We start from the raw sequence: 19,572 nt of genomic DNA, 5'->3' as shown, positions 1-19,572 counted from the left end.
CATCGAATCACCGTTCTCCCCCTTCCAAGCCCAGAGAATTGCCCATTCTTCTGCTCTCGCTCTCGTACCAACGATTCACTTCTTTCGTAATTTCACTTCCTCCTGCCGCCTTCCACTGCTCAATATACCGGTCGAACGCATCCAGTGGCTCGATACCCATAATAATTTTGACAAAAACGTCCTCTAAGCGATCCAGATTTTCGTTGTATTTTCCCATGGCAGGGGTCGGTATTCCGTAAAATGCATTTGGCATAATATTGCGGTGAATGGTCTGGATATTGTTGTACAAGTTGAAATCCCCCAGAGAATCCAGCCGCAGCTTAAACAACGTCTCATCAGGAACGTCCACCAAGGATTGATAGATCCCCCGGTACAGACTCTCGTCATGCAGTGCGAAGTCTGTAACGATCCGATCTCCGTCCTGGCGCCAAATTTCATTCTCAAAGCCAAGCTTTAGCGTTTTATAATCGCTGGCGATAAAGTCCAGCAGTTGAATAACCTCAGCCGCATGCGTTGAACTAGCTGGGATTACGTTGTATCCGCGAATAACATCGATCCCATATACCCCTTTGTCCCCCTTTGGTCCTGTCGGATATTCCAGGGGAATCCATCGAGCGTTCGGGTCTTGCTTCATATTGGCCGCTATCGGGCCGCGCGTATCGTACCAGGTTGCGGAGAAGAGCCCCACTTTTCCGTACTCGATCTTCTCGGACAAGTTCGTCTGAAGGTTTAACGGAAACTCCCGTTCCAGTAATCCTTCCTGATACAATCGGGCCAGGAAGCCCAGTGCTTCCTTTGTTTCCGGCAGGATATTGCCATACACCAATTTCCCGTCCCGCTCAAACCAGGTATCCAGCTGCGTTCCGAAGGCGCCAAAAAACGGCGAGGACCGTCCAAGGTTGGCCGTGAACGTCAAGCCTACGGTGTCCTGCAGGCCGTTGCCATCCGGGTCGTCTTGGGCAAAGGCACGAATGACCTCGTAATACTCATTAAGCGTTTCCGGCGGATCCAGGCCCAGCCGGTCCAACCAATCTTTTCGCGCATACATCAACTCGATGCCCGTCACTTCGTTTAAACTGGGAACAGCATAAATTTTGCCGCCGTATTTCACACGGTCCCATACTTCAGGGGGGATTTTTGCTTTCAGGTGGGGGCCGTACTGATCGATCAGATCGTCCAACGGCAGGAGCGCCCCTTGCTTGACATAATTGTCGAACCATACGGGTTCATAGGCATGCAGCATGTCGGGGAGATTCCCCGAGGACATGATGACATCCAATTTCTCATCATAGACTTCGGTGGGGGGCGTATTGACCTGGATGTCCAAGCCGGTTTGCTCTTCGATATAGCTCAAATAGCGGTTATCGTTCTCGTCCATGCCTTCGGGGAAGGTCATACCGAGGTTGGAAATGACGATTTGAATTTCAGGACGAACCCGCCCATCGCCAGACGGGGAGGGACTTTTGGAAGGATTGAAGCTGCACCCCGTGACACTGATGGACAGCATGAGGGATAAAGGAAGCAAGCAAGCGGCCCAATGGAAGGGACGGATTCGTAATCTTGTTGTTTTCGGTTCCCGTTTACAGCGTGTATTGGCCTGATTCATCGACATGTCACTACCACTCCCTTCATCTGGTTCGTGAACGCATGACTTGATCAATACAATCGGTTCTTCTAGCTGTCCTGCAACGATTGCTGAATTTCCTGCTCTGTTTTGCCCAGCTTCTTCGTATGCTCCGCCAGAATTGCCGCCGGGTTTGGCAAAGCTCCCTTCGATAACCAGCTGTTTGTCTCCCATACCTGTGATCTCATGAACGCTTTGGCGCAATGGATGTAACATTCTTCAACCTGTACGCCAATTCCAAGTAACGGCACCTTGTTTTTGGCTTTCATTCGCGCCATCAACTCCGGATCCTTGACGATACATGCACGTCCGTTTATGCGTAACGTTTCCTTTAACCCGGGGATGACAAAGATCAATCCAATCTGCGGGTTATCCAAAATATTACCTAACGAGTCAAACCGTTTGTTCCCCGGCCGTTCTGGAATGACCAAATGCTGGTCGTCCAGAACCAATACGAAGCCTGCCTCATCCCCGCGCGGAGAAACATCGCAATGGCCCGCAGCATCACTCGTCGCCATAAATAGCAAGGGAGATTTCGAAATAAAATCGCGGATAGGTTCATCGATGCGCTGGACCGCTTTGTGGTCTACCACTTCACTGGGGTACCCGCATAGCGCATGGATTTCCTGTTTAGAGCGATCATTGGATTCATAGGTGTCCTCCCTGTTCTGTAATCCCTGGGCTTGTTTTCTCTTAACGAAATTATACACACCGGGATGCGGAGAAATTGTCGAAAGTTGAAAATTAAAATTTTTGGAGGTAAATCATTTTAGTTCATGTTAGATTCGGGAGGAAGTGATAATTCCTAAATTTTTAAGGAGGGAAATACCTTGGAATTCAAAGTCGAAAAGCTACCCCGGTATCGCTTCGCTTATGTACGTCAGGTGGGTCCGTATGGTCCCGGTAACATTCAAGCGATGGAGAGAATGAAACGTTGGGGTGCGGAGAGGAACTTACTCAATCATTCTGCCATCCTGCTTGGTATCCCTTGGGATAACCCGGAGACCACGCCACCGAAGAACTGCCGTTATGATGCTTGTCTTGTCATTTCGCAGGATGAACCTCTAGATGATGATACTGTCCACATCGGCGAGATTTCCGGAGGAGACTACTTGGTGTGTACGATTAAGCACACGGCTCAGGCCATGCAGCAAGCATGGGCCGAGCTGATGCCCACGCTTCAAGCCAAGGGCTATCAAATCGACGATCGGCCGATTTTGGAGAGATACACTGGGGAAATGCTGCTGAAGGAGTTTTGTGAAATTTGCGTGCCGATTACAAGTTTGAATTAAGGTAGATCCAAACTCAACCCGATCATGAATGTTGGTCGGGTTGAGGAAATAATCCCCTGCCAATGAGATTGGCTGATCGGCTTCTTTCCCATTTCGCGTGCCCAAACGGATAATTAACCGATATGGTGAATCTCATGGGCGATCACATGCCGCATCACTTCGCCGTATGTATGGGCCTCTCGTTCCCCATCATCCGTGATGTCGATCATCACGCGGTCTTCCAGCTGCTCGTTCCATTCATATACAAATGGGGTAACCTACCTCCACTTGATCCGCTTGGCTCCTGGCAAATTTACATTAAAAAATCATCTTTGTATTCATCTACTGGATCCCATATGGACCAAGCCCCTTCTAGAAGATTCCCCTCATTGTCTCGAAAATAAAAATACTTGGCTTCACCATTTCCCAGCGTCATCAAATCTCCTACATCCACGCCCTTGCTTCGCAGATTCTCATGGGTATATTCGATATCGGGACAATAGATCGACATGATAGGAAATGGTTTCCCGTTCCGAAGAATTTCAAGGCGGTTTGGATTCTCCGTCTCGATCAACAGTAATGCAATCGAATGTTTATGCGGATGATGCAACACGGCTAAAAGAGATCCGCGATCCTCGAATTTGTTCATCAATCTAAAGTCCAGATGATCTTTGTACCACTGAATGGATTCATCGATATGTGATGTTGGTACGTACACATTGCCAATACGAGAAAATTTAAAGTTATGACTCATTCATAACACTCTCCTAAAAAAATGATCTTCCTTATATTTCTACGAAAAATGTAACCCTCCCTTCTATATCTGCCACTCCCTCATCTTCACAGATGGGACAAGTTTTCTTTTTACGGTCGATTAAAGGAAGTGATCATTTAATATGAAAGTGCTTACATTAGTAGTAAAGATTCACAAATTTGTAACAGGAAGTGAGGGGTTAACGATGTTAGCATCACTTGCACAGCAAAAAAGTCGGTTGTTTAAGCTGTTCGCCGTTCTTTGCATCGCTTCTCTACTTCCGCTTTATCCGCTTGGCTCCCTACCAACGGTCTCAGCTGCTTCCCTCGTAACAATTGACACCCCTACCCATGGAGATGAAGTGGAAGTAGGAACGATCACGGTATCAGGGCAGTACACGGAGGCGTACAACATCGTCCTGATCGTCAATGGCACAGATCAATTGCCAACTCGAATCGACAGCGAACAAGGAGAAACCTCGGGCGTATGGTATGCTGAACTCGATACCAGCCGATATGATGGGGAGATTACGTTGCTGGCCAGAGGGACCCAAAGCACGACCCGATACGGGGTATCCAGTCAGGCGATTACGGTCCATGTCGATAATCCCCAGATTGCCAAACCTCACGTTACGATCACGAACCCGGTTGACGGGGCGAAGGTGAAAGGAAACTCCACTTCGATTCATGTCAGCGTCAATTCCAGAAATCGCATCCGATCCGTTGAAGTAAGGATTAATAGCGGGCCCTGGAAAACCGCGAAAAAGACTGGGAATGTCTATAAGTATACTTGGAAAATAAAAGGGCTCGGTGACAAAACCTCCAGTCTGGAAGCCCGAGCTATTGACGAATATGGCAATATCGGTCGGAGTATGACCGTCTATGCCTCCACAGGCAAAGGAACCCACGAGCCAATCACGTTGGAAAGACAAGACCGCGCGATGTGGATCTGGGAAAAAGCCGCCTACAACCTCTTTCTGAACCCCGGCTCGCGATCCGCACTCAAAGCCTTAGCCGACGACACGACAACGTTTGATTCGGACCCAATCACAACCTTCTATATCGGCGTGTTCCCTTACGGCGGGGTCGATATCCTCGAAGAGTCCCCCGACAAGGTGCGCGACTTTGTGCGCTGGGCCCATAATAACGGCTATCAGGTTCACGCCTGTATCGCAGGCGGCACGACACCGCCCTACATGGGAGCGTTGGCACCTTTTCATGAACATGCCATTCGAGAAATGGAGAAAGTGATCAACTACAATATCGCTGCCGCACCAGAAGAACGCTTTGATGGCGTAAACGTAGATATCGAACCGTACATTTTGCCGGAGTTTAATGCCGAGAAGCCTTCGGTGCAACTGCAATACCTGGATGTGCTGCAAAAAATGATCGACCGTCGGAACACTGCCGGCATCAACCTGCCCTTCGGCCCGGCGATCCCCCGTTGGTTTGACAGCAGTGAAGGTGCCAAAGAGATTACGTGGAACGGGCAAACCAAATGGCTCTCCGAGCATGTTCAAGACCTCAGCGATTATATTTCGATCATGGACTATCGCGACGTAGCGGATGGCAGTGTAGGCATCATTGCCCAAGCGCAAGGTGAGCTCAGCTACGCCAATGCCATCGGCAAGCCCAATTCGGTGGTCATTGGCGTGGAAACGCTGGATATCGCAAACAGCGGGGATCCGGAAACGATCACGTTCCGGGAAGAGGGACGCACGTATATGGAGGCTGAACTAGATAAGGTGTACGCGGCCTTCCAAGACGATCCCGCCTTCGCCGGCATCGCCATGCATCACTACGACTCAATCCGCTGGCTGCCATCCATCTGGGGACCGGACGGCTACCTGTGGCGCGTGAACCCCGCAGATACGGAGCCGCCCTCTGCTCTGCCGGGCCCGCCGCTGGCCACCACCGTTGACGATCACACGATTCAATTAAGTTACGGGCGGGCGACGGACAATTCCGACATCGAGCATTATTTGATTTATCGCGGAACGGAGCCGGATTTTACACCGGATGAGGCCCATGTGGCCGGAAGCTCCCGCAATTTGACGTATATGGATACGGGGTTGCTGCCGAACACCACTTATTACTACAAAATCGCGGCCGTAGACATCAGCGGCAATATAGGGCCAGCCACGTCACCGGAGGCATCCGCTACGACAGCAGCCTCCTATACCGATCAAAGGCCGATGATCGTTGGCGGAATGAGCGTAACCTATGATGGTACACGGGCCGTCGTCCAACTCCAAGTTGTCGATCTGGAGACCGGCGAAGGGGTTCCTGCCGCCGTTTACGGACGGTTTACGCAGAGCGGAGGCCGCTACATCGAAATGGTGACCGATGCGGACGGCATCGCCAGCGGAACGTCCGAGGCGCTGACCTTCCCGTCCGGGGAAGTCGGGTTTCTGCCGCAGCGGATCGTGGCCCCCGGTTACTATTGGGCTTCCGCCTATGACCTAGACCGCCACATCACTGCCGTTTGGCCGCAGTACTAACTGCATGCACGACTAATACAGCCGAAACCTTTCAATGGCCCGGTGAAGAGAATCAATCTCTTGCCGGGTCATTTCATATCCGGCGAGGTCGTTTGCTGCCTCCTCCGGGATCACACCGGACAAAACTAGACACCACAGCATGCGTAAAATATACTTATCCATCGGGCGGATAAACGTTCGTTCCGCATAACCGTCCACCCGAGCCGATAAATCCATGAACCGCTCGTAATTTCTCGATGCATACGCCTGCATCAGATCATGTTGGATGTTCGGATATGCCGCGCCCAACCCAACTAAAGCAGCGCGGGCCCCACGCATCAGTGAGTACCCAAACATCCGATCCTCCCCCGTGATCAGGAGTTGCTCTGGAAACTCCTCAGACATTAGTGCCGATACATCTTGCAGCGTCATAACGCTGTCGAGCGTTGCCATTTTGATGCCTACCGTCATCTCTAAAGACAGCAAAGCTCGCAATACTTCAGCCGAATAGGCAATCCCCCCAGCCTCGTCATACAAATAAAAAAGAATAAGCGGGACACCTAACCTCGATAACTCGCGATGATATTCAATAATCGCTTCATCCTGTTCTGCGACGGGGAGCTCCCGGAACAGCGAAGGCGGAAAAACAAGCAGCGCATCGGCTCCCCCCTGGATCGCATCGGTTGCCATGGCCAAGCTGTCCTGCTGCCATTGGCTGATCTTGGCAAGGCCCAGCCGCCGAGGATCGGGAAGCGCGCCCACGCCGGCCACCAGCAGCTTGGACGCTCCAAGCGCAGCCCTCCACTGCTGCACCACGGCCATTCGCTCAAAGCGCTCCATATGTAAGCCGCGTCCGGTATGTGCCCAAACCGCTGCCCCGGCAATGGGTTGGTCCGCAAGATACCCGGCATACGCCTCCTGCGCTTGCAGATGAATTCGCCCTTCGCGCGTTCGCGGCACCGGAACGGCAGGGATCAGCCCCCATTCCAAGGCTTGTCTAACCTCATTAACGCTGGCGTTCATGGATCATCCCCCTTAGAAAAAAATCACGTCCCCTTCTTTGATACCAGGTCGTCACGTCGCGAAAAGCAGCGATGCCATCCCGATGTCCGATTTCCCCGGTCTCTCTTAAATGAAGCATCCAAGTCACCAATCCGTTCTCTGGATGAAAATACAGCTCATGCAACGCCCGCTGCGTCTTTGGGCCGCGGGTCATGCCATATGCGCTGGCGGGGAGTTGGAATAAGGTGTGCATCTGCAAGCTTGTCGCGCCGCGCAGCGCGTATTCCAAGGCTATCTTGCCGGAGCGAACATCCCCTGTTCCCGAAATGACGGGAACCGGTGCTGAGAGTTCCCCTTGCAGTTCCAGCCTGCGTAAACGGGACAATATGCGCAGATTTCGTCGGCTGAGATCCGGCCCGCCGTAGGCAGCCCCGCCTCCCCCGGAATCCAGACGAGCGCGGTCATATAACCGGTTAGCATAAATCAGGTAATCCGGCCGAGCCTCGCCTTCCTCGATGAGCGTCCGGATCGTCTGCAGCTGGAAGTCGTCGTCAAACACCGTGTTCATCAGCTTGATGCCCAGCTGTATTTCGCCCGACGGCACTGCCGATCTTATCAGCTTGGGCACCTCCCGGTACCACCGCAGAATCGCCTCCTGCTGCATCGCTCGGTCCGATCCGGCTAGGGTTGGGCTAAAATCTTTCTCCAATTGAAGTGACCCCGCTTCTCCGGTTTGCCGCCATATCTGGGCCAAGCTCTGGGTGGTGTAACGATATTCCTCCAACGCGAAATCGTCGTCCCTTGCCGGCAAATGATATTTGCAGGAAGGCACGACCACGGTTCCCCATTCTCGTCCAATGTGCAAGGAGGCAGAGACAAAGCGCATGTACTCCGCAAAAGTCCCATGCCAGCCTCGTCCATTCCAGGTTACGTTCCAACCGGTTTCCCCCGTTTCTTTCCCTACAATGGGTTCCACCTTCATCCGCGTATCCTTAATAGCCCAAGCCTCCATCGAGCGCTGGCCTTGTCCGTTTTCTGCGATCACCGTCTTCAGGACGACAAACCCCAAGCCCGCCTGCGCATCAGTACGAACTTGGGAAGTATTCAGTGACAGCTGACCGGCGGCTTTACCAAACGGGTTCTTGATTGGCGCCGGTCCATAATTCGAGGAAACATCGATGCCATATTCCTCCAACAGATATGCCTCAACCCGGTCCGGAAGGCCGGTATGCCGGAACCGTTCGTAGTCTCGACGGATTCGCGCCTCATCGCTGGGGCGGAGGTTGGGCACGGCGGGCAATATCAGGCGGTCCATCGGCTTCATCCCCTTTGCATCGTGTATATCCCCAATTGTATGCCGACCCGGCGCCCGTTTTATCCGTCGAAACACCTATTTTTGTCCCGTCAAAAAAAACCGTCGATATGCAGCGCATAAATCTGCCTTGGGCGACCGCGCCCCACCGGCTGCTCCTCCCCAACAATTGTCGCCAGTTCATATTTCTCCAGCACGGCCATAATGCGCCGAGCGCTGCGCAGCGTAATCCCAAACCCTTCGGCCAGTTGCGCAGCGGTTAAGGTCGAGCTGTTCAGCCTGCGGCACAGGGAAATCAAGCGATTGAGCGTCCCGACACTCAATCCGGCTTTCTTGGCCATCGAGATCAGCTCGGGATCTTCGCTGCGCGCCGAATATTTGAGCGTCAGCTCCGAACCCATCGGCCCGTAGACCTGCCCGTCCTGCATCATCAGAAAGCAGTTGCCGCCTCCGCTCGTTTTGGCTTTCAAGAGCGCCTCGCGAGCCTTCCCTTCCGCCTCATTGGCCGTTCGCCCCAACCCGATCCCAATGCTCGCCTTCCACTGCAGCCGCTCCATCACTTCCAGCAGCAGCGGGGCCTGTTCAAATTTACGGGTCACTTGTTCGATAATGCCGCGTGTGGTAATGAAGGAGACCTCGTTCGAGTCCGTCCAATTAATTAAGGATTGCGTCTCTTCACCGAAGTCGATCAGGATTTGCTGGAGAATGATTTTTTTGCGCTGAATTTCGTAATCCGAAGCTGCCTCTTTCACCACTCGCTCATAGTGATCGATGCTCAAAATGCCGATGGCCATTTGGTTGCTGGATAGCCGCAGGCTCTTCCCCTCCAATAACGCCCGGTTCAAGGCATCGCGAATCGCGGATTGCGTAGGCACAACGCGAAAGGCGGGGATGCCAAGCTCGACCAGTTGCTGATAGACGGAGGTGAGGCAAGTCACAGTGGCATGAACGAGTCCGCGGCTCCACAGATCATAGTGAAAGGCGATCAAATCTTCATGATGGATTCCCGTACTGTACGGTTTGACATAAATTCGCCGATGCAGCAGTCCCAGCTCATCGAGTTGTTCCTCCAATTCATGCTGTAAGAGCACATCTGCACTGATGCGGATTTCCTCCTCCAGATCGAACAAGCGGCTCCGATAAAAATCAAACAACACCTTATATAACGCCGTCCCGGAATATTGCACATGCAGCATCGGAACGCCAGGTTCACGATCCAGCGCGAGATGATAGGGGATCGGTCCCGTAAATAACAGAATGTCCGCCTGCTCCCGAACGCGGGCGACGACCTCTAACGTTTCCTGCTCATGCGAATAGGGAGTTGGAATCATCGTGAGCTCCTGAAACACGCTGCCCACTTCGACGACCTTATCCACCAGATCACTTGGACCAATCACTGCGACATTCAGATTCACGGACGATATGCACCTCCGCCGAAGAATTGATGTGTCACTTCGAGATAGGACAACCGCGTTAACTCCAAGACCTGATCGCCAAAATATTCAAATGAGACAAATCCGTCGTACTCCAGCTCCGCCAGCCTTTGCAGAATCGCACGCTGGTCGCTGTCCCCCTGCAGCACGGGAACGGGGACGCTTTGAGCCCAGTTGTGATGGTTCCACTTGTAGTTTTTGACATGGACATGCGTGATTCGGGAGTAAAACTTCTCTAGGGCCGGCAGCGGATCCAACTGATCCACGAAAAAATTAAACCCGTCGTAAATCAGCTCCACAACAGGTCCGCCAAGTTCGAGCAATGCAGCGATACTCTCTTCGGTATCAGCCAGCGTATTGTTATGCGTTTCGACAGCCAGGCGAATGCCAAGCTGCGAGCAAACCTCCGAGGCGGTACACAACCCGGATTGGACTTGCTGCCATAACATAGCGTCTGCCTTACAGGAGGGCAGGTGACCGGCGAACGCACGGACCCTGGGGCATTCCAGCTCGACCGCCCAGCGCGCTGCCCTTTGGATGTTCTGAAGATCCTGATCTGAAGCCTTTTCGTCTTTAGAAAAAGCAGCATATGTGCTGATCGCCGGCACAACAAGTTGGTGCGCAGAGAGTTGCCTTCTTAGCTCAGGGAGCGAGCCGCCGTTGTCCAGATATGCCTCAAGATGACCGTCCCACAACTCAACGCCGTGAAGCTGCAGCTGGGTTGCTGCTTCCAGCACCTTTTCGAGGATCATCCCTTTGAGTCCGGTGGAGCAGATGCTGAACTTCATTACGGAGGTTCCTTCGTTATTGAACAACCTGCTCCGCCCCCTCCTCCTGCGAACGGTACACCGCCTCCAGAACAGAAATCACCGACTTGGCGTATTCACCGGAGCACTCCGGCTCAGCGCGATGCTCAATCGCCACCAGCAGATCATCCAGCTGTGCGGTAAACGGCTCTTTAACGTCTTCGGGCTTGAAATCCTCCGTCAGCTCGTAGTGCCCGTCACGGCTGATCCATAATCCCTGATGGGAGACCAGCCGGGCCATTCCGCCAGTAAAAATCAACTCCGTCTCATCTTTCGCCACGCCGGGATAACCGGATTGTACGATCACTGCACCGAGACCGTCTTCCGTTGCCGCCAGGACTACACCGCTGCCTTCCACATTGCCGATGGGCGCTTCGTAGCTTAGGACCGCCTTCACCTTGGTTATCCGGCTGCCAGTGAGCCATTGAATTTTGTCGACCGAGTGGGCGCCTAAATTCATCAGGATGCCGCCTCCGGCCTTCTCCTTCTCCAGGAACCAACGCGGCCTGTCTTCCTCGAAGTAGGACTTATGCCGGGTGTCGTGAATGGCCACCAGCTTGCCCAACCGCCCGCTTTCGATCAGGGCCTTCGCTTGCCGATTCGCCGGCAAATAGTGCTGTGTGTGCCCGACCATCAACGTGACGCCCGCTTCCTTCACTGCGTTTAGAATAACGTCGCAGGACGCGGAGGTTAGTGCCATCGGCTTCTCCAGCAGCAGATGACTGCCGTTCGCCGCGCAGAAGACGGCACAGTCCTCGTGCAGATGGTGCGGCAGTGCAATAATGGCGATGTCCGGCTGTTCCTGAATGATCAGCTTCCGATAGTCGTCGTACCATCTTAAGGCGTATTCCTTTGCCACGGCCCGCCCCCTGCTCTCATCCGGCTCCGCTACCGCCACCGCAGTCAGCCGCTCCGGCCCCAGCTGCCGAATCGCGTCCAAATGATGGCGTGCAATGCCGCCGGCCCCGATCAATGCAACCCGGTAACGCATAAGCTCACTCCTTTTCACCCTACTTAATGCCAGCAGAATTACTGCCTTGGCAGAATTCCGCTGCCCTACTTAATACCAGCAGAATTACTGCCTTGCACAAAATATTTCTCCGCAAACAAGAAAACGAGCAGGATCGGGATCAGGCTCATCAACGCGGCGGCGACCATATATTGTTCATTACCCGACCATTGGCCAGCCATCGACAAAATGCCGATCGGCAACGTAAAGTTTTCTTTCGAGGTTAAGAAGATCGCCGGAGACAATATTTCGTTCCACTTCGTCATAAACGTGAATACGGCTAACGTCGCGAAGGTAGGCTTACACATCGGCATAAAGATCCGCCAATAAATTTGCATCGGGTTGCAGCCGTCCAGCCGGGCCGATTCCTCATAATCCCGAGGAATGCCCAAAAAGGCTTGCCGCATCAGAAAAATACCAAACGGCTGGGCCAGCCATTCGATAATCCAGAGCGGCGTCAGTGTATCAAGTAAATGCAACGACTTGAAAATGACGAACTGCGGAATGATCAGAACGACCGGCGGAATCATCATGGTGCCGAGAACGACAAGGAACAAGGTATTTTTGAAAGGAAACTTGAGCCGCGCAAACGCGAACGCCACCATCGAGCAGGAGATCAGCGCGCCAATCACCGACAGCACCGTGATGATCACACTATTCATCGTATACTGACCAAACGAACCAAGCTTCCACACTTCGGCATAATTGCTCCACTGTACCGGCGATGGCAGCCATTCCGGTGGAAATTTGGTGTATTGGGCATAGCTTTTTAAGGAGTTAAACACGGTCGTCAGAAAAGGCAGGAACATAATCAACGAGCTGCAAATGATAACGAGGTAACCGGCGATTTTTTTCTTCTTCATTCGTAATGCACCCACTTTTTCTGCAGCGTCATTTGGACGACCGTCAGCAAGAACAGAATCACGAACAGCACCCAGGCAATGGCGGAAGCATATCCCATGCGCAGGAACGAGAAGCCCTCCTGATACAAGTAGATCATCAGCACCAGACTCGCTTTGTTTGGCCCGCCTGCGGACGACGCATCCATCGCCCCGCCGGTCATGACGTAGATTTGCTCAAACGCCTGGAACGTCGAGATTGTACTCATGATCAGCACCAGGAACGTCGTGCTTGAAATGAGCGGAACCGTTATCCGGCGAAACTTCTGGATCGTCCCCGCTCCGTCGATTTCAGCCGCCTCGTACACCTCAGAGGGGACGTTTTGCAGTCCAGCCAAATAGATCACCATAATGTAGCCAATCCCCTTCCACACCGCGATGAGCACAAGCAGCGGGATGACGAGATGCTCATCCTGGAGCCATTTTTGCGGACTTAGGCCGATCGCTTGCAGCAATGAATTGGCAAAGCCAAACCGCGGGTTAAACACCGCATCCGATACGTACATAATGACCGTCCAAGAGGAGATGACCGGCAAAAAATGCGCCAGCCGAAACAACTTCAACGCCCGCAGCTTCTGGTTTAACGCCACCGCCAGAACAAGCGCAAAAAAGGTCTGCAACGGCACAAACAAAATCGTGAAATAGACGGTGTTCCACAGCGCCTTCCAGAAGACCGGCTCGTTCAGCAGCTTGGTGTAGTTGTCCCATCCGGTCCATTTCGGAGGATTCAGGATGTCATACTCTGAGAAGCTGAAATACAAGGAGGCTAGCAGCGAACCTAATACAAACACGAGAAAATGAATGATATAGGGGGTCACCATCAGGAGCCCCCATTTGCCGTCATGATGCAAGCGACTTCGTCTTTTGCGAATCGGAGGAGACTCTACCTGCGTCAAGTCTCCCGTCCGAAGTTCCACCGTTTTTTCAACCATGTTCATCACGCTTTCTTATGGAAATGTACAACCCGGCTTATTACTTATAAAATTCGTCCAGCACCTGCTGCACATCCTTATCCGCCTGAGTTAACGCCTCATCGACGCTGATCTCTCCTTCGAAAGCCCGGTTGATGCTGTCTCCAAATTTGCCGACCCATTCGCTCCAGACCGCGTTCACGTCCAACGTTCCGGCGAATTCGAAGCTGTCCAGGAACGCCTGCTTGTTGTCGGGCTTGCCGCTTAAGAATTGTTCGGAGTTGGCCACCGATTTTTTCACCGGTACCGCTTCGCCTAAGCTGGCCCATTCTTTTTGCACATCGTCCTCGGTGGCCCAATATTTCACCCATTCCCAAGCGGCCTCGCCCTTGGCGCCTTCCGCCTTCTTATTGATAACCCAGGAGTTGGCGATCACCGGGGAGAACCGCTTGCCGTCTGGTCCCTTCGGCAGCAAGGTCACGTCGTAATTCAGCTCCGCCGCATTCGCGTCAATCGTGCGAGCGTAGATCCCAATGCGCATTGCAGCCGCTTTGCTGGGGAAGGGGGCCATGTTGCTCTGGAAGCTTTTTAAATCGGAAGGGGTGGTTAACAGCTCACGCTGCATACCGTCTACGATCCATTCCATCGCCTGCTTGTTCTCCGGGGTATTGATAATCGACTTCGTCAGCGTTTCGTCCAGCACGCCGCCGCCGTAAGATTTCAGCACCGTCATCCAACCTTCCGTAATACTGAAGAAGGTCAGGCCGTATTGGGCCACTTTGTTTTTGTCAAAAGCGGAATCGGTCGCATACACGCCATTCGAATCCTTGGTCAGCTTCTCCGCCGCTGCCTTGAGATCGTCCCAGGTCCAGTCTTCGGTGGGATACTCCACTTTAGCCTCATCAAACATATCCTTGTTATAGTAGAGAACCGCAATTTGAATGCCCTGCGGGACGCCCCAATATTTCCCGTTTGCGTCTTTGTTAAAGTCGAGACCGTAATAGTCGTCCTTCTGCAAATCCCGTTCAATCCATTCGGTCAAATCCTTTAAAACACCGCGCTCCGCGTATTTCGGGACAAGCACACCGTCGGATAACCAGAGGTCTGGCGCGCTCTCAGCGGCGATTTGTGTATCTAGCTTCTGGAAGAACTGATTATACGGTGAAGACTCCGTCTTGATCTTAATATTCGGATGCTTCTCCTGGAACTTGGCGATCAGCTCCTGCATCTTGGCATCGGTTTGTGCCGAGGAATAATAGCCCAGTCTCAGCTCCACCGGCTTGCCCATCGTCTCCTGCGGCTGATTCTGCGGTTGCCCCTCGTCGCCGCCATTGCTGGATTGAGCCCCGTTCCCTCCTCCGGAGCAAGCCGATACGACCAACATGAACGCCAATATGACGATAGCCCCTATGTTTTTCCGCTTTCTACCCAGACGTCCCATTTCCATCCCCCTTGCTTATTTCCACCCCGTGTAAGCTTTTTCAAGAATGTCGATGAGAGTGGTGTTGTGGTTATCTTCAAAGTAAAGGACGCTGAATTAGAGATCAACGTCCTTAAATCGCCCCAAATTCATGCGCACTAGACGTTAACGATATACGATCGGAGGGGGGATGCCGCCTTATGAGAACGGCGTACCAGCAGCACATCGCCGCAGAGGTGAACTCCGGCAAATTGATAACTGCGGGGCCCCTGGTGCGAAAACAACATCGCATCCTCACCGCCGTCATGGGTGATCGACAGGGCCGTCGCCAGCTCTCCTGGAACCGGATGGCCATAGCTATCCAGCACATCCAGCAGGCGGATTACCGGTGGTGCCTCACTCTGCCGCTGGGCAGGGTATAACACCGTAACAAACTGCGTAAATCCTTGGCCGGATTGGCGAAGGATCGCTCGGCAGGACGGTGTTTTTTCGTTATAGTTGCGGGAAATCCAGCTGGGTTCGACGTCGATCTTCACCGGGTGAAGCGGTAAAATCCGCAGCACGGGTCCCTCGCCGCCGCCAGCGTCTCCGATAACGAGATGACCGTCCGCTTGAAACCGCACTTCAAGCCCTTCCGCCAAATGAAAGGGCAACGCGTACGCATGCTCCGCATCCCCATGGGATCGGCAGGTGTCGACGACCACCCAATAGTCCGGCTTGACGAATAAGATTTGCCGCAGCACTTGAACCGGATGGGGCAAGCGCCAATAGCCGTCATGACCCCCTTGGGCATAATCGTATTCCGGCGTGGTCCGCCATACCTGACCCAGTGAACGGGCGACATGGTTCCACTTCCAGGAATCCACATACTCCGAAATCGTCTGCCCGTCGACAGATACCGTATTATGCTGGAGCGATCCCTTAAAATATTGGCGATCCCGGTTCTCCATATAGGTGCAACGTCCCGGATCAACCAGAAACTCACGGCCGTAAGCAAACAAGCTGATGTGCAGGGCATCGTCATGACCGTGGGCCCGAATCACATCCATATGCCCGTGATCAAACCAGAGGTAGCGGGCGGTCCGCTGCCAATCGCTGCGCATGAAGGCATACCCGCTTTGCGTCAGTTCCTTGGAGACGAAGTCCGGCGCTTTTACTTCAAGTTTCTCGTACAACTCGAACCCTTTTTGCGTGAAATACCAGATCCCATCGTAATCCAGCACGGAATAAGCTTGCGATTTCAGATCCCCCCGCCGGTACAGTACTGCCCCTCGCGCCAGCACATCGCGGATATCCGTGCTGTCGCTGTCACTAAAGTTCGGCTGGCGGCCATCCGGCTGAACGATCGTCAGTGAGGCGGTGAACATGCGGTTTAAGGTATCGTGCAGCACCGAAGGTAACGAAATACGATTAAGCTCTGCAAGCCATACGGATTCAAACAAGCAATGCAACACCTCATGGTGGTACATGCTGCTTTGTTCATTTTGCAGGCCATCATCATAAACCTGGAGCTGACACATCTCAACCAGTCGTTCAATCGCGGTTTGCAGCCAGGTTGCGGCTTCCTCCACTTCAGGAAACAAGAGCGCCAGTTGAAACAGGCCGTTCGTTTCGAGGAATCCCCAGTTGCTTTGCCGGTCATGCGACGTATAAGCGATGCTCAGATACATGCCATGCCGACGGATCGCTTCGAGGAATAACGCTTCTTCTTCCGTCCCCCAATGTTTAGATCTGCGTACACAATAATAGCCTTTGAGCCAGTGGGTAATTCGGATGCCGCTGTCCAGCTTGCGCCAAGTGTCCTTGACGTTATAGCTCCGTCCGACGCTTTCCCGCACTTCGGCTTCCGTCAGCGGGTTTTGCGTCATCCAATCCTTCAGCAGACGAATATACGCCTGAGCGTACGATTCTTCGCCGGTTAACCAATACGCTTGCCCCAGCTCGCCCATGTACCGCGCCCGGTTCAGCATCACCAGCCATTCCAAATCTTCGTTATGTCGGTAATCCCAATTGATCCCGTTCTCGAAGGTTACCTCCTCTTCGCAGCGTTCCATATCCCAGCGATGGGTGAAAATAAACGTGTTCCGCGCAGCCAAGTCAGCCCGGTGCAACACTTGCTCCACTTCCTCGGGCCAATGCTTGCGGCAGGCGTCCACGATAAACTTTCGATCCTCTTCATTCCAATAGAAACGCGGTGTTTCCAAACTTCCTTGCTTTTTTAGTGCCATGGATTCTGTTTGCCTCCTCGTTCGGCTAAGGGATCTTAGCCGCTCTCAAGCCATACATGTTACTGACCTAACCACTGTTGCAGCCCAGCTTGGACAAACGGATCATCATTAAGATCAGGATATGCGCGATAGACGCGATCAATTTCTTCGATTTGTCCCGGTGACAGCTCTTCCTCCGGATCAAGACACCATCTTCCAGCCAGCAGGCCTTGGCGCCGCAGCACTTCATGAATGCCGGGAAGACAGCCCTTAAACCCATTGGCCGCGTCAAAAAAGGCCGCATTCGCATCCGTAATTCGGATGCCACGGGTTAACAGCTCCGAAGGAATCGGGGCTCCGCTTTCACGGAGAGCGATGATCTCCTCCAGCAGCTCCACCGCTTTGGACGTCCATACAGCCCAGTGGCCCAGCAGGCCGCCGACGATCCGCTTCTCCACCATTTCCCCCGCGGCAGTGCGGCATTGATAGACCGTAAGCAAGTCGGCCACGATGTTATCGTCATTGCCCGTGTACAAGGCAATGTCATCCCGGCGGCTCGATTCGCATACCGCCCGTACGACATCCAGCGTTTGGTAACGGTTGAAGGGAGCGATTTTGATCGCCTTCACTCCCGGCAGCTCGGCGAGTTCGCGCCAAAACGCAAAGCTAAGCCGCCTGCCCCCCACGGACGGCTGCAAATAAAATCCGCAGACGGGAAGCACCGCCGAGATCGCTTCCGTGCGGCGGATCAGCTCCGCCTCGCTGCAATCCGTCAGCCCGCCGTTGCTGACCAGTCCCAGGTCATAGCCCAGCCCGGCAGCCAACTCAGCTTCGCGCACAGCCTGCTCGGTTGGGCCGCAGATACCCGCGACCTTAAGGAACGGGCGCTGAAGCCCGGCGGCTTCCACTTCCTCGGCAGCCAGGCGGAGCACCGGCTCAAACAGACCGATCTTCGGATCGCGAATCTCGAATTGCGTTGAGTGGACACCTACTGCGATCCCGCCGCTGCCGGCGGCGATGTAATAGCGCGTTAACGCACGTTGCCGCCGCTCATCCAAGCGGCGCTGTGCGTCCAGCGCCAACGGGTGGGCGGGGATGACCGTTCCGCGGTGCAGCAGCTGATGCAGCTCAGGTTTCAACTGCGGTTGCTCGCCCATCAGAACACCCCTCCCCGTTCCTGAAAATGCGTAGGTTTGCCTAACGTCGCTCCCCCCGCCTCGATCCACTCCACTGTCCACTGCATCATTTGTCTCAAAGAAACCAGCGGATATCCCCATATCGCATGGGAGGTGGACGCATTACTTAATAATGCGGTTGGCTGTTCCTCACCGGTGAAGATCGGCTCGATACCAAAGGCTTCTCCAAACCGTTCAGCCAGCCAACGGATCGATACAGTCTCCGGTCCAGTGACATTGATTGTCTTCGGCGGTGAGGCACAATGGAGCAGCGAACGGATTGCCATTTCATTGGCGTCCCCTTGCCAAATGACGTTGACCATGCCCATATTCAGGTCGATGGGTTCTCGCTCCTTCACCGCCTTGGCGACCTCCAACAAGATGCCGTAACGCATATCAATCGCATAATTCAGCCGGAAGTTAACGAGCGGCGTGCCGTTTTTGCGGGAAAAATACTCAAACACCCGCTCCCGCCCTAAACAGGATTGTGCATATTCACCAATCGGCGCAGGCGCGGTTTCTTCCGAAGCCCCGCCTTTGGTGATCTCCGTCAACGGATAAATATTGCCGGACGAGAAAGCAACGATCCGCGACGCCTTAAACTTCTCCGCAACCCGCCCCGGCAAATAGGCGTTCATGGCCCAGGTATAATACTCACGCCCGGTTGTTCCAAACTTATTGCCAGCCATGTAAATGACATTGGGCGCCTCTGGCAAGCGCGACAATGCGTTTTCATCCAGCAGGTCCGCCGAAATGGTGCGAATGCCGGCGGCCTCCAGCTCTTCCCGCAGCGTTCCCGAAGAAAACCGCGACACGCCGGTGACCTTCATCGTCTTCCCTGCGGCGGCCAAGCCCCGAGCCAGCAGCTTCGCTAAGCTGGGGCCCATTTTTCCACCAACGCCAAGAATCAGCACATCGCCGTCCAGTTGGGTCAGATCCCGAATCAACCGGTCTGAGGGCTCGCTTAACCGCTGCTCCAACTCCGATATCGTTTTCATTTTTCGTCACCTCTTCTATGCAAGGGATTCGCAAGACGGTCTATGAAGCCTTACGGTTTCCCCTTTATCGTAGAAGCGGGCGGAATTCCAGACAACGACCTTATATCGCCCCAAAAAACGAAAGCAGGAGAAAACCGGCTGTGACGGTGTTCTCCTGTGCTTATAGGATGATTGATTTTTGGGGTTAAGATCAAATTCAAGTGGCTGAGATTAGCGGCCTGAGGCCAAATGTAAAAGTACAGTTGATTTTTAGAGAAAAGGTACTTGTCGTG

16 protein-coding genes and 1 pseudogene are annotated in these 19,572 nt (G+C 53.5%); 2 read left to right on the top strand and 15 right to left on the bottom strand.

Going from position 1 to position 19,572, the window contains the following annotated elements:
* Positions 1-7: 7 nt before the first annotated feature.
* Together PBA01S_RS05575 and PBA01S_RS05570 are read right to left on the bottom strand one after the other, a co-directional pair.
* A complete protein-coding gene (locus PBA01S_RS05575) occupies positions 8-1,612 on the bottom strand; it encodes an extracellular solute-binding protein (RefSeq protein WP_127575525.1) in 1,605 nt (534 codons plus the stop codon).
* A gap of 62 nt (positions 1,613-1,674) precedes the next feature.
* Positions 1,675-2,247: an MSMEG_1061 family FMN-dependent PPOX-type flavoprotein gene (locus PBA01S_RS05570; protein ID WP_255315295.1), complete on the bottom strand. Its 573-nt coding sequence runs from the start codon at positions 2,245-2,247 to the stop codon at positions 1,675-1,677.
* Positions 2,248-2,454: 207 nt separating this feature from the next.
* On the opposite strand from PBA01S_RS05570, the gene PBA01S_RS05565 reads away from it, so the two are divergent.
* A complete protein-coding gene (locus PBA01S_RS05565; protein ID WP_009222864.1) occupies positions 2,455-2,916 on the top strand; it encodes an AraC family transcriptional regulator in 462 nt (153 codons plus the stop codon).
* Between the two features lie 22 nt (positions 2,917-2,938).
* On the opposite strand, the pseudogene PBA01S_RS23285 reads toward PBA01S_RS05565, so the two are convergent.
* Positions 2,939-3,173 (bottom strand): annotated as a pseudogene (locus PBA01S_RS23285) (DinB family protein); the annotation flags it as partial.
* Between the two features lie 35 nt (positions 3,174-3,208).
* Positions 3,209-3,649 carry a VOC family protein gene (locus tag PBA01S_RS05555; protein ID WP_009222862.1) on the bottom strand — a complete coding sequence of 147 codons (441 nt, stop codon included), beginning with the start codon at positions 3,647-3,649 and terminating at the stop codon, positions 3,209-3,211.
* A gap of 205 nt (positions 3,650-3,854) precedes the next feature.
* On the opposite strand from PBA01S_RS05555, the gene PBA01S_RS05550 reads away from it, so the two are divergent.
* The gene (locus tag PBA01S_RS05550; protein WP_164744091.1) at positions 3,855-6,149 is read left to right on the top strand and encodes an Ig-like domain-containing protein; all 2,295 of its coding nucleotides are present in this window, start codon (positions 3,855-3,857) and stop codon (positions 6,147-6,149) included.
* A gap of 12 nt (positions 6,150-6,161) precedes the next feature.
* Here the strand turns inward: PBA01S_RS05550 and PBA01S_RS05545 are convergent, their stop codons facing one another.
* From PBA01S_RS05545 to PBA01S_RS05495, 11 genes are all read right to left on the bottom strand, one after another.
* Positions 6,162-7,151 (bottom strand): dihydrodipicolinate synthase family protein, encoded by a 990-nt coding sequence (locus PBA01S_RS05545; protein WP_085278293.1) that lies wholly within the window; start codon positions 7,149-7,151, stop codon positions 6,162-6,164.
* Complete coding sequence (locus tag PBA01S_RS05540; RefSeq protein ID WP_028537879.1) at positions 7,135-8,445, bottom strand: hypothetical protein; 1,311 nt, start codon at positions 8,443-8,445, stop codon at positions 7,135-7,137. Before PBA01S_RS05540 ends, PBA01S_RS05545 begins: the two co-directional genes overlap by 17 nt.
* An 89-nt stretch (positions 8,446-8,534) precedes the next feature.
* Complete coding sequence (locus PBA01S_RS05535) at positions 8,535-9,857, bottom strand: helix-turn-helix domain-containing protein (RefSeq protein WP_016312583.1); 1,323 nt, start codon at positions 9,855-9,857, stop codon at positions 8,535-8,537.
* Complete coding sequence (locus tag PBA01S_RS05530; protein ID WP_127575523.1) at positions 9,854-10,690, bottom strand: sugar phosphate isomerase/epimerase family protein; 837 nt, start codon at positions 10,688-10,690, stop codon at positions 9,854-9,856. Before PBA01S_RS05530 ends, PBA01S_RS05535 begins: the two co-directional genes overlap by 4 nt.
* A complete protein-coding gene (locus PBA01S_RS05525; RefSeq protein WP_127575522.1) occupies positions 10,680-11,672 on the bottom strand; it encodes a Gfo/Idh/MocA family protein in 993 nt (330 codons plus the stop codon). The genes PBA01S_RS05530 and PBA01S_RS05525 overlap by 11 nt, the downstream gene beginning before the upstream one ends.
* A gap of 65 nt (positions 11,673-11,737) precedes the next feature.
* Positions 11,738-12,553: a carbohydrate ABC transporter permease gene (locus PBA01S_RS05520; RefSeq protein ID WP_016312586.1), complete on the bottom strand. Its 816-nt coding sequence runs from the start codon at positions 12,551-12,553 to the stop codon at positions 11,738-11,740.
* Positions 12,550-13,521: a carbohydrate ABC transporter permease gene (locus tag PBA01S_RS05515; RefSeq protein ID WP_028537882.1), complete on the bottom strand. Its 972-nt coding sequence runs from the start codon at positions 13,519-13,521 to the stop codon at positions 12,550-12,552. Before PBA01S_RS05515 ends, PBA01S_RS05520 begins: the two co-directional genes overlap by 4 nt.
* Before the next feature lie 40 nt (positions 13,522-13,561).
* Entirely contained in the window at positions 13,562-14,941 is a 1,380-nt protein-coding gene (locus tag PBA01S_RS05510; RefSeq protein WP_036699301.1) for an ABC transporter substrate-binding protein, read from the bottom strand.
* A 137-nt stretch (positions 14,942-15,078) separates the two neighbouring features.
* Positions 15,079-17,148 carry an alginate lyase family protein gene (locus PBA01S_RS05505; RefSeq protein ID WP_127575521.1) on the bottom strand — a complete coding sequence of 690 codons (2,070 nt, stop codon included), beginning with the start codon at positions 17,146-17,148 and terminating at the stop codon, positions 15,079-15,081.
* A gap of 59 nt (positions 17,149-17,207) precedes the next feature.
* On the bottom strand, positions 17,208-18,284 hold the full coding sequence (locus tag PBA01S_RS05500; RefSeq protein ID WP_127575520.1) for a dihydrodipicolinate synthase family protein: 1,077 nt from the start codon (positions 18,282-18,284) through the stop codon (positions 17,208-17,210).
* Positions 18,284-19,300, bottom strand: a complete 1,017-nt coding sequence (locus tag PBA01S_RS05495; protein ID WP_127575519.1) for an NAD-dependent epimerase/dehydratase family protein — start codon at positions 19,298-19,300, stop codon at positions 18,284-18,286. The genes PBA01S_RS05500 and PBA01S_RS05495 overlap by 1 nt, the downstream gene beginning before the upstream one ends.
* Positions 19,301-19,572: the final 272 nt, after the last annotated feature.

It is taken from the genome of Paenibacillus barengoltzii NBRC 101215, assembly GCF_004000745.1.
GTDB classification, from domain to species: Bacteria; Bacillota; Bacilli; order Paenibacillales; family Paenibacillaceae; genus Fontibacillus; species Fontibacillus barengoltzii.
Note: the sequence above shows the minus strand (reverse complement) of the source record. Positions and strands in the feature narration are given on the sequence as shown.

Coding starts and splice junctions, on each gene's coding strand:
- PBA01S_RS05575 (WP_127575525.1), bottom strand. CDS start 1,612: ATGTCGATGAATCAGGCCAATACACGCTGTAAACGGGAACCGAAAACA.
- PBA01S_RS05555 (WP_009222862.1), bottom strand. CDS start 3,649: ATGAGTCATAACTTTAAATTTTCTCGTATTGGCAATGTGTACGTACCA.
- PBA01S_RS05550 (WP_164744091.1), top strand. CDS start 3,855: ATGTTAGCATCACTTGCACAGCAAAAAAGTCGGTTGTTTAAGCTGTTC.
- PBA01S_RS05545 (WP_085278293.1), bottom strand. CDS start 7,151: ATGAACGCCAGCGTTAATGAGGTTAGACAAGCCTTGGAATGGGGGCTG.
- PBA01S_RS05540 (WP_028537879.1), bottom strand. CDS start 8,445: ATGGACCGCCTGATATTGCCCGCCGTGCCCAACCTCCGCCCCAGCGAT.
- PBA01S_RS05525 (WP_127575522.1), bottom strand. CDS start 11,672: ATGCGTTACCGGGTTGCATTGATCGGGGCCGGCGGCATTGCACGCCAT.
- PBA01S_RS05520 (WP_016312586.1), bottom strand. CDS start 12,553: ATGAAGAAGAAAAAAATCGCCGGTTACCTCGTTATCATTTGCAGCTCG.
- PBA01S_RS05515 (WP_028537882.1), bottom strand. CDS start 13,521: ATGGTTGAAAAAACGGTGGAACTTCGGACGGGAGACTTGACGCAGGTA.
- PBA01S_RS05510 (WP_036699301.1), bottom strand. CDS start 14,941: ATGGGACGTCTGGGTAGAAAGCGGAAAAACATAGGGGCTATCGTCATA.
- PBA01S_RS05505 (WP_127575521.1), bottom strand. CDS start 17,148: ATGGCACTAAAAAAGCAAGGAAGTTTGGAAACACCGCGTTTCTATTGG.
- PBA01S_RS05500 (WP_127575520.1), bottom strand. CDS start 18,284: ATGGGCGAGCAACCGCAGTTGAAACCTGAGCTGCATCAGCTGCTGCAC.
- PBA01S_RS05495 (WP_127575519.1), bottom strand. CDS start 19,300: ATGAAAACGATATCGGAGTTGGAGCAGCGGTTAAGCGAGCCCTCAGAC.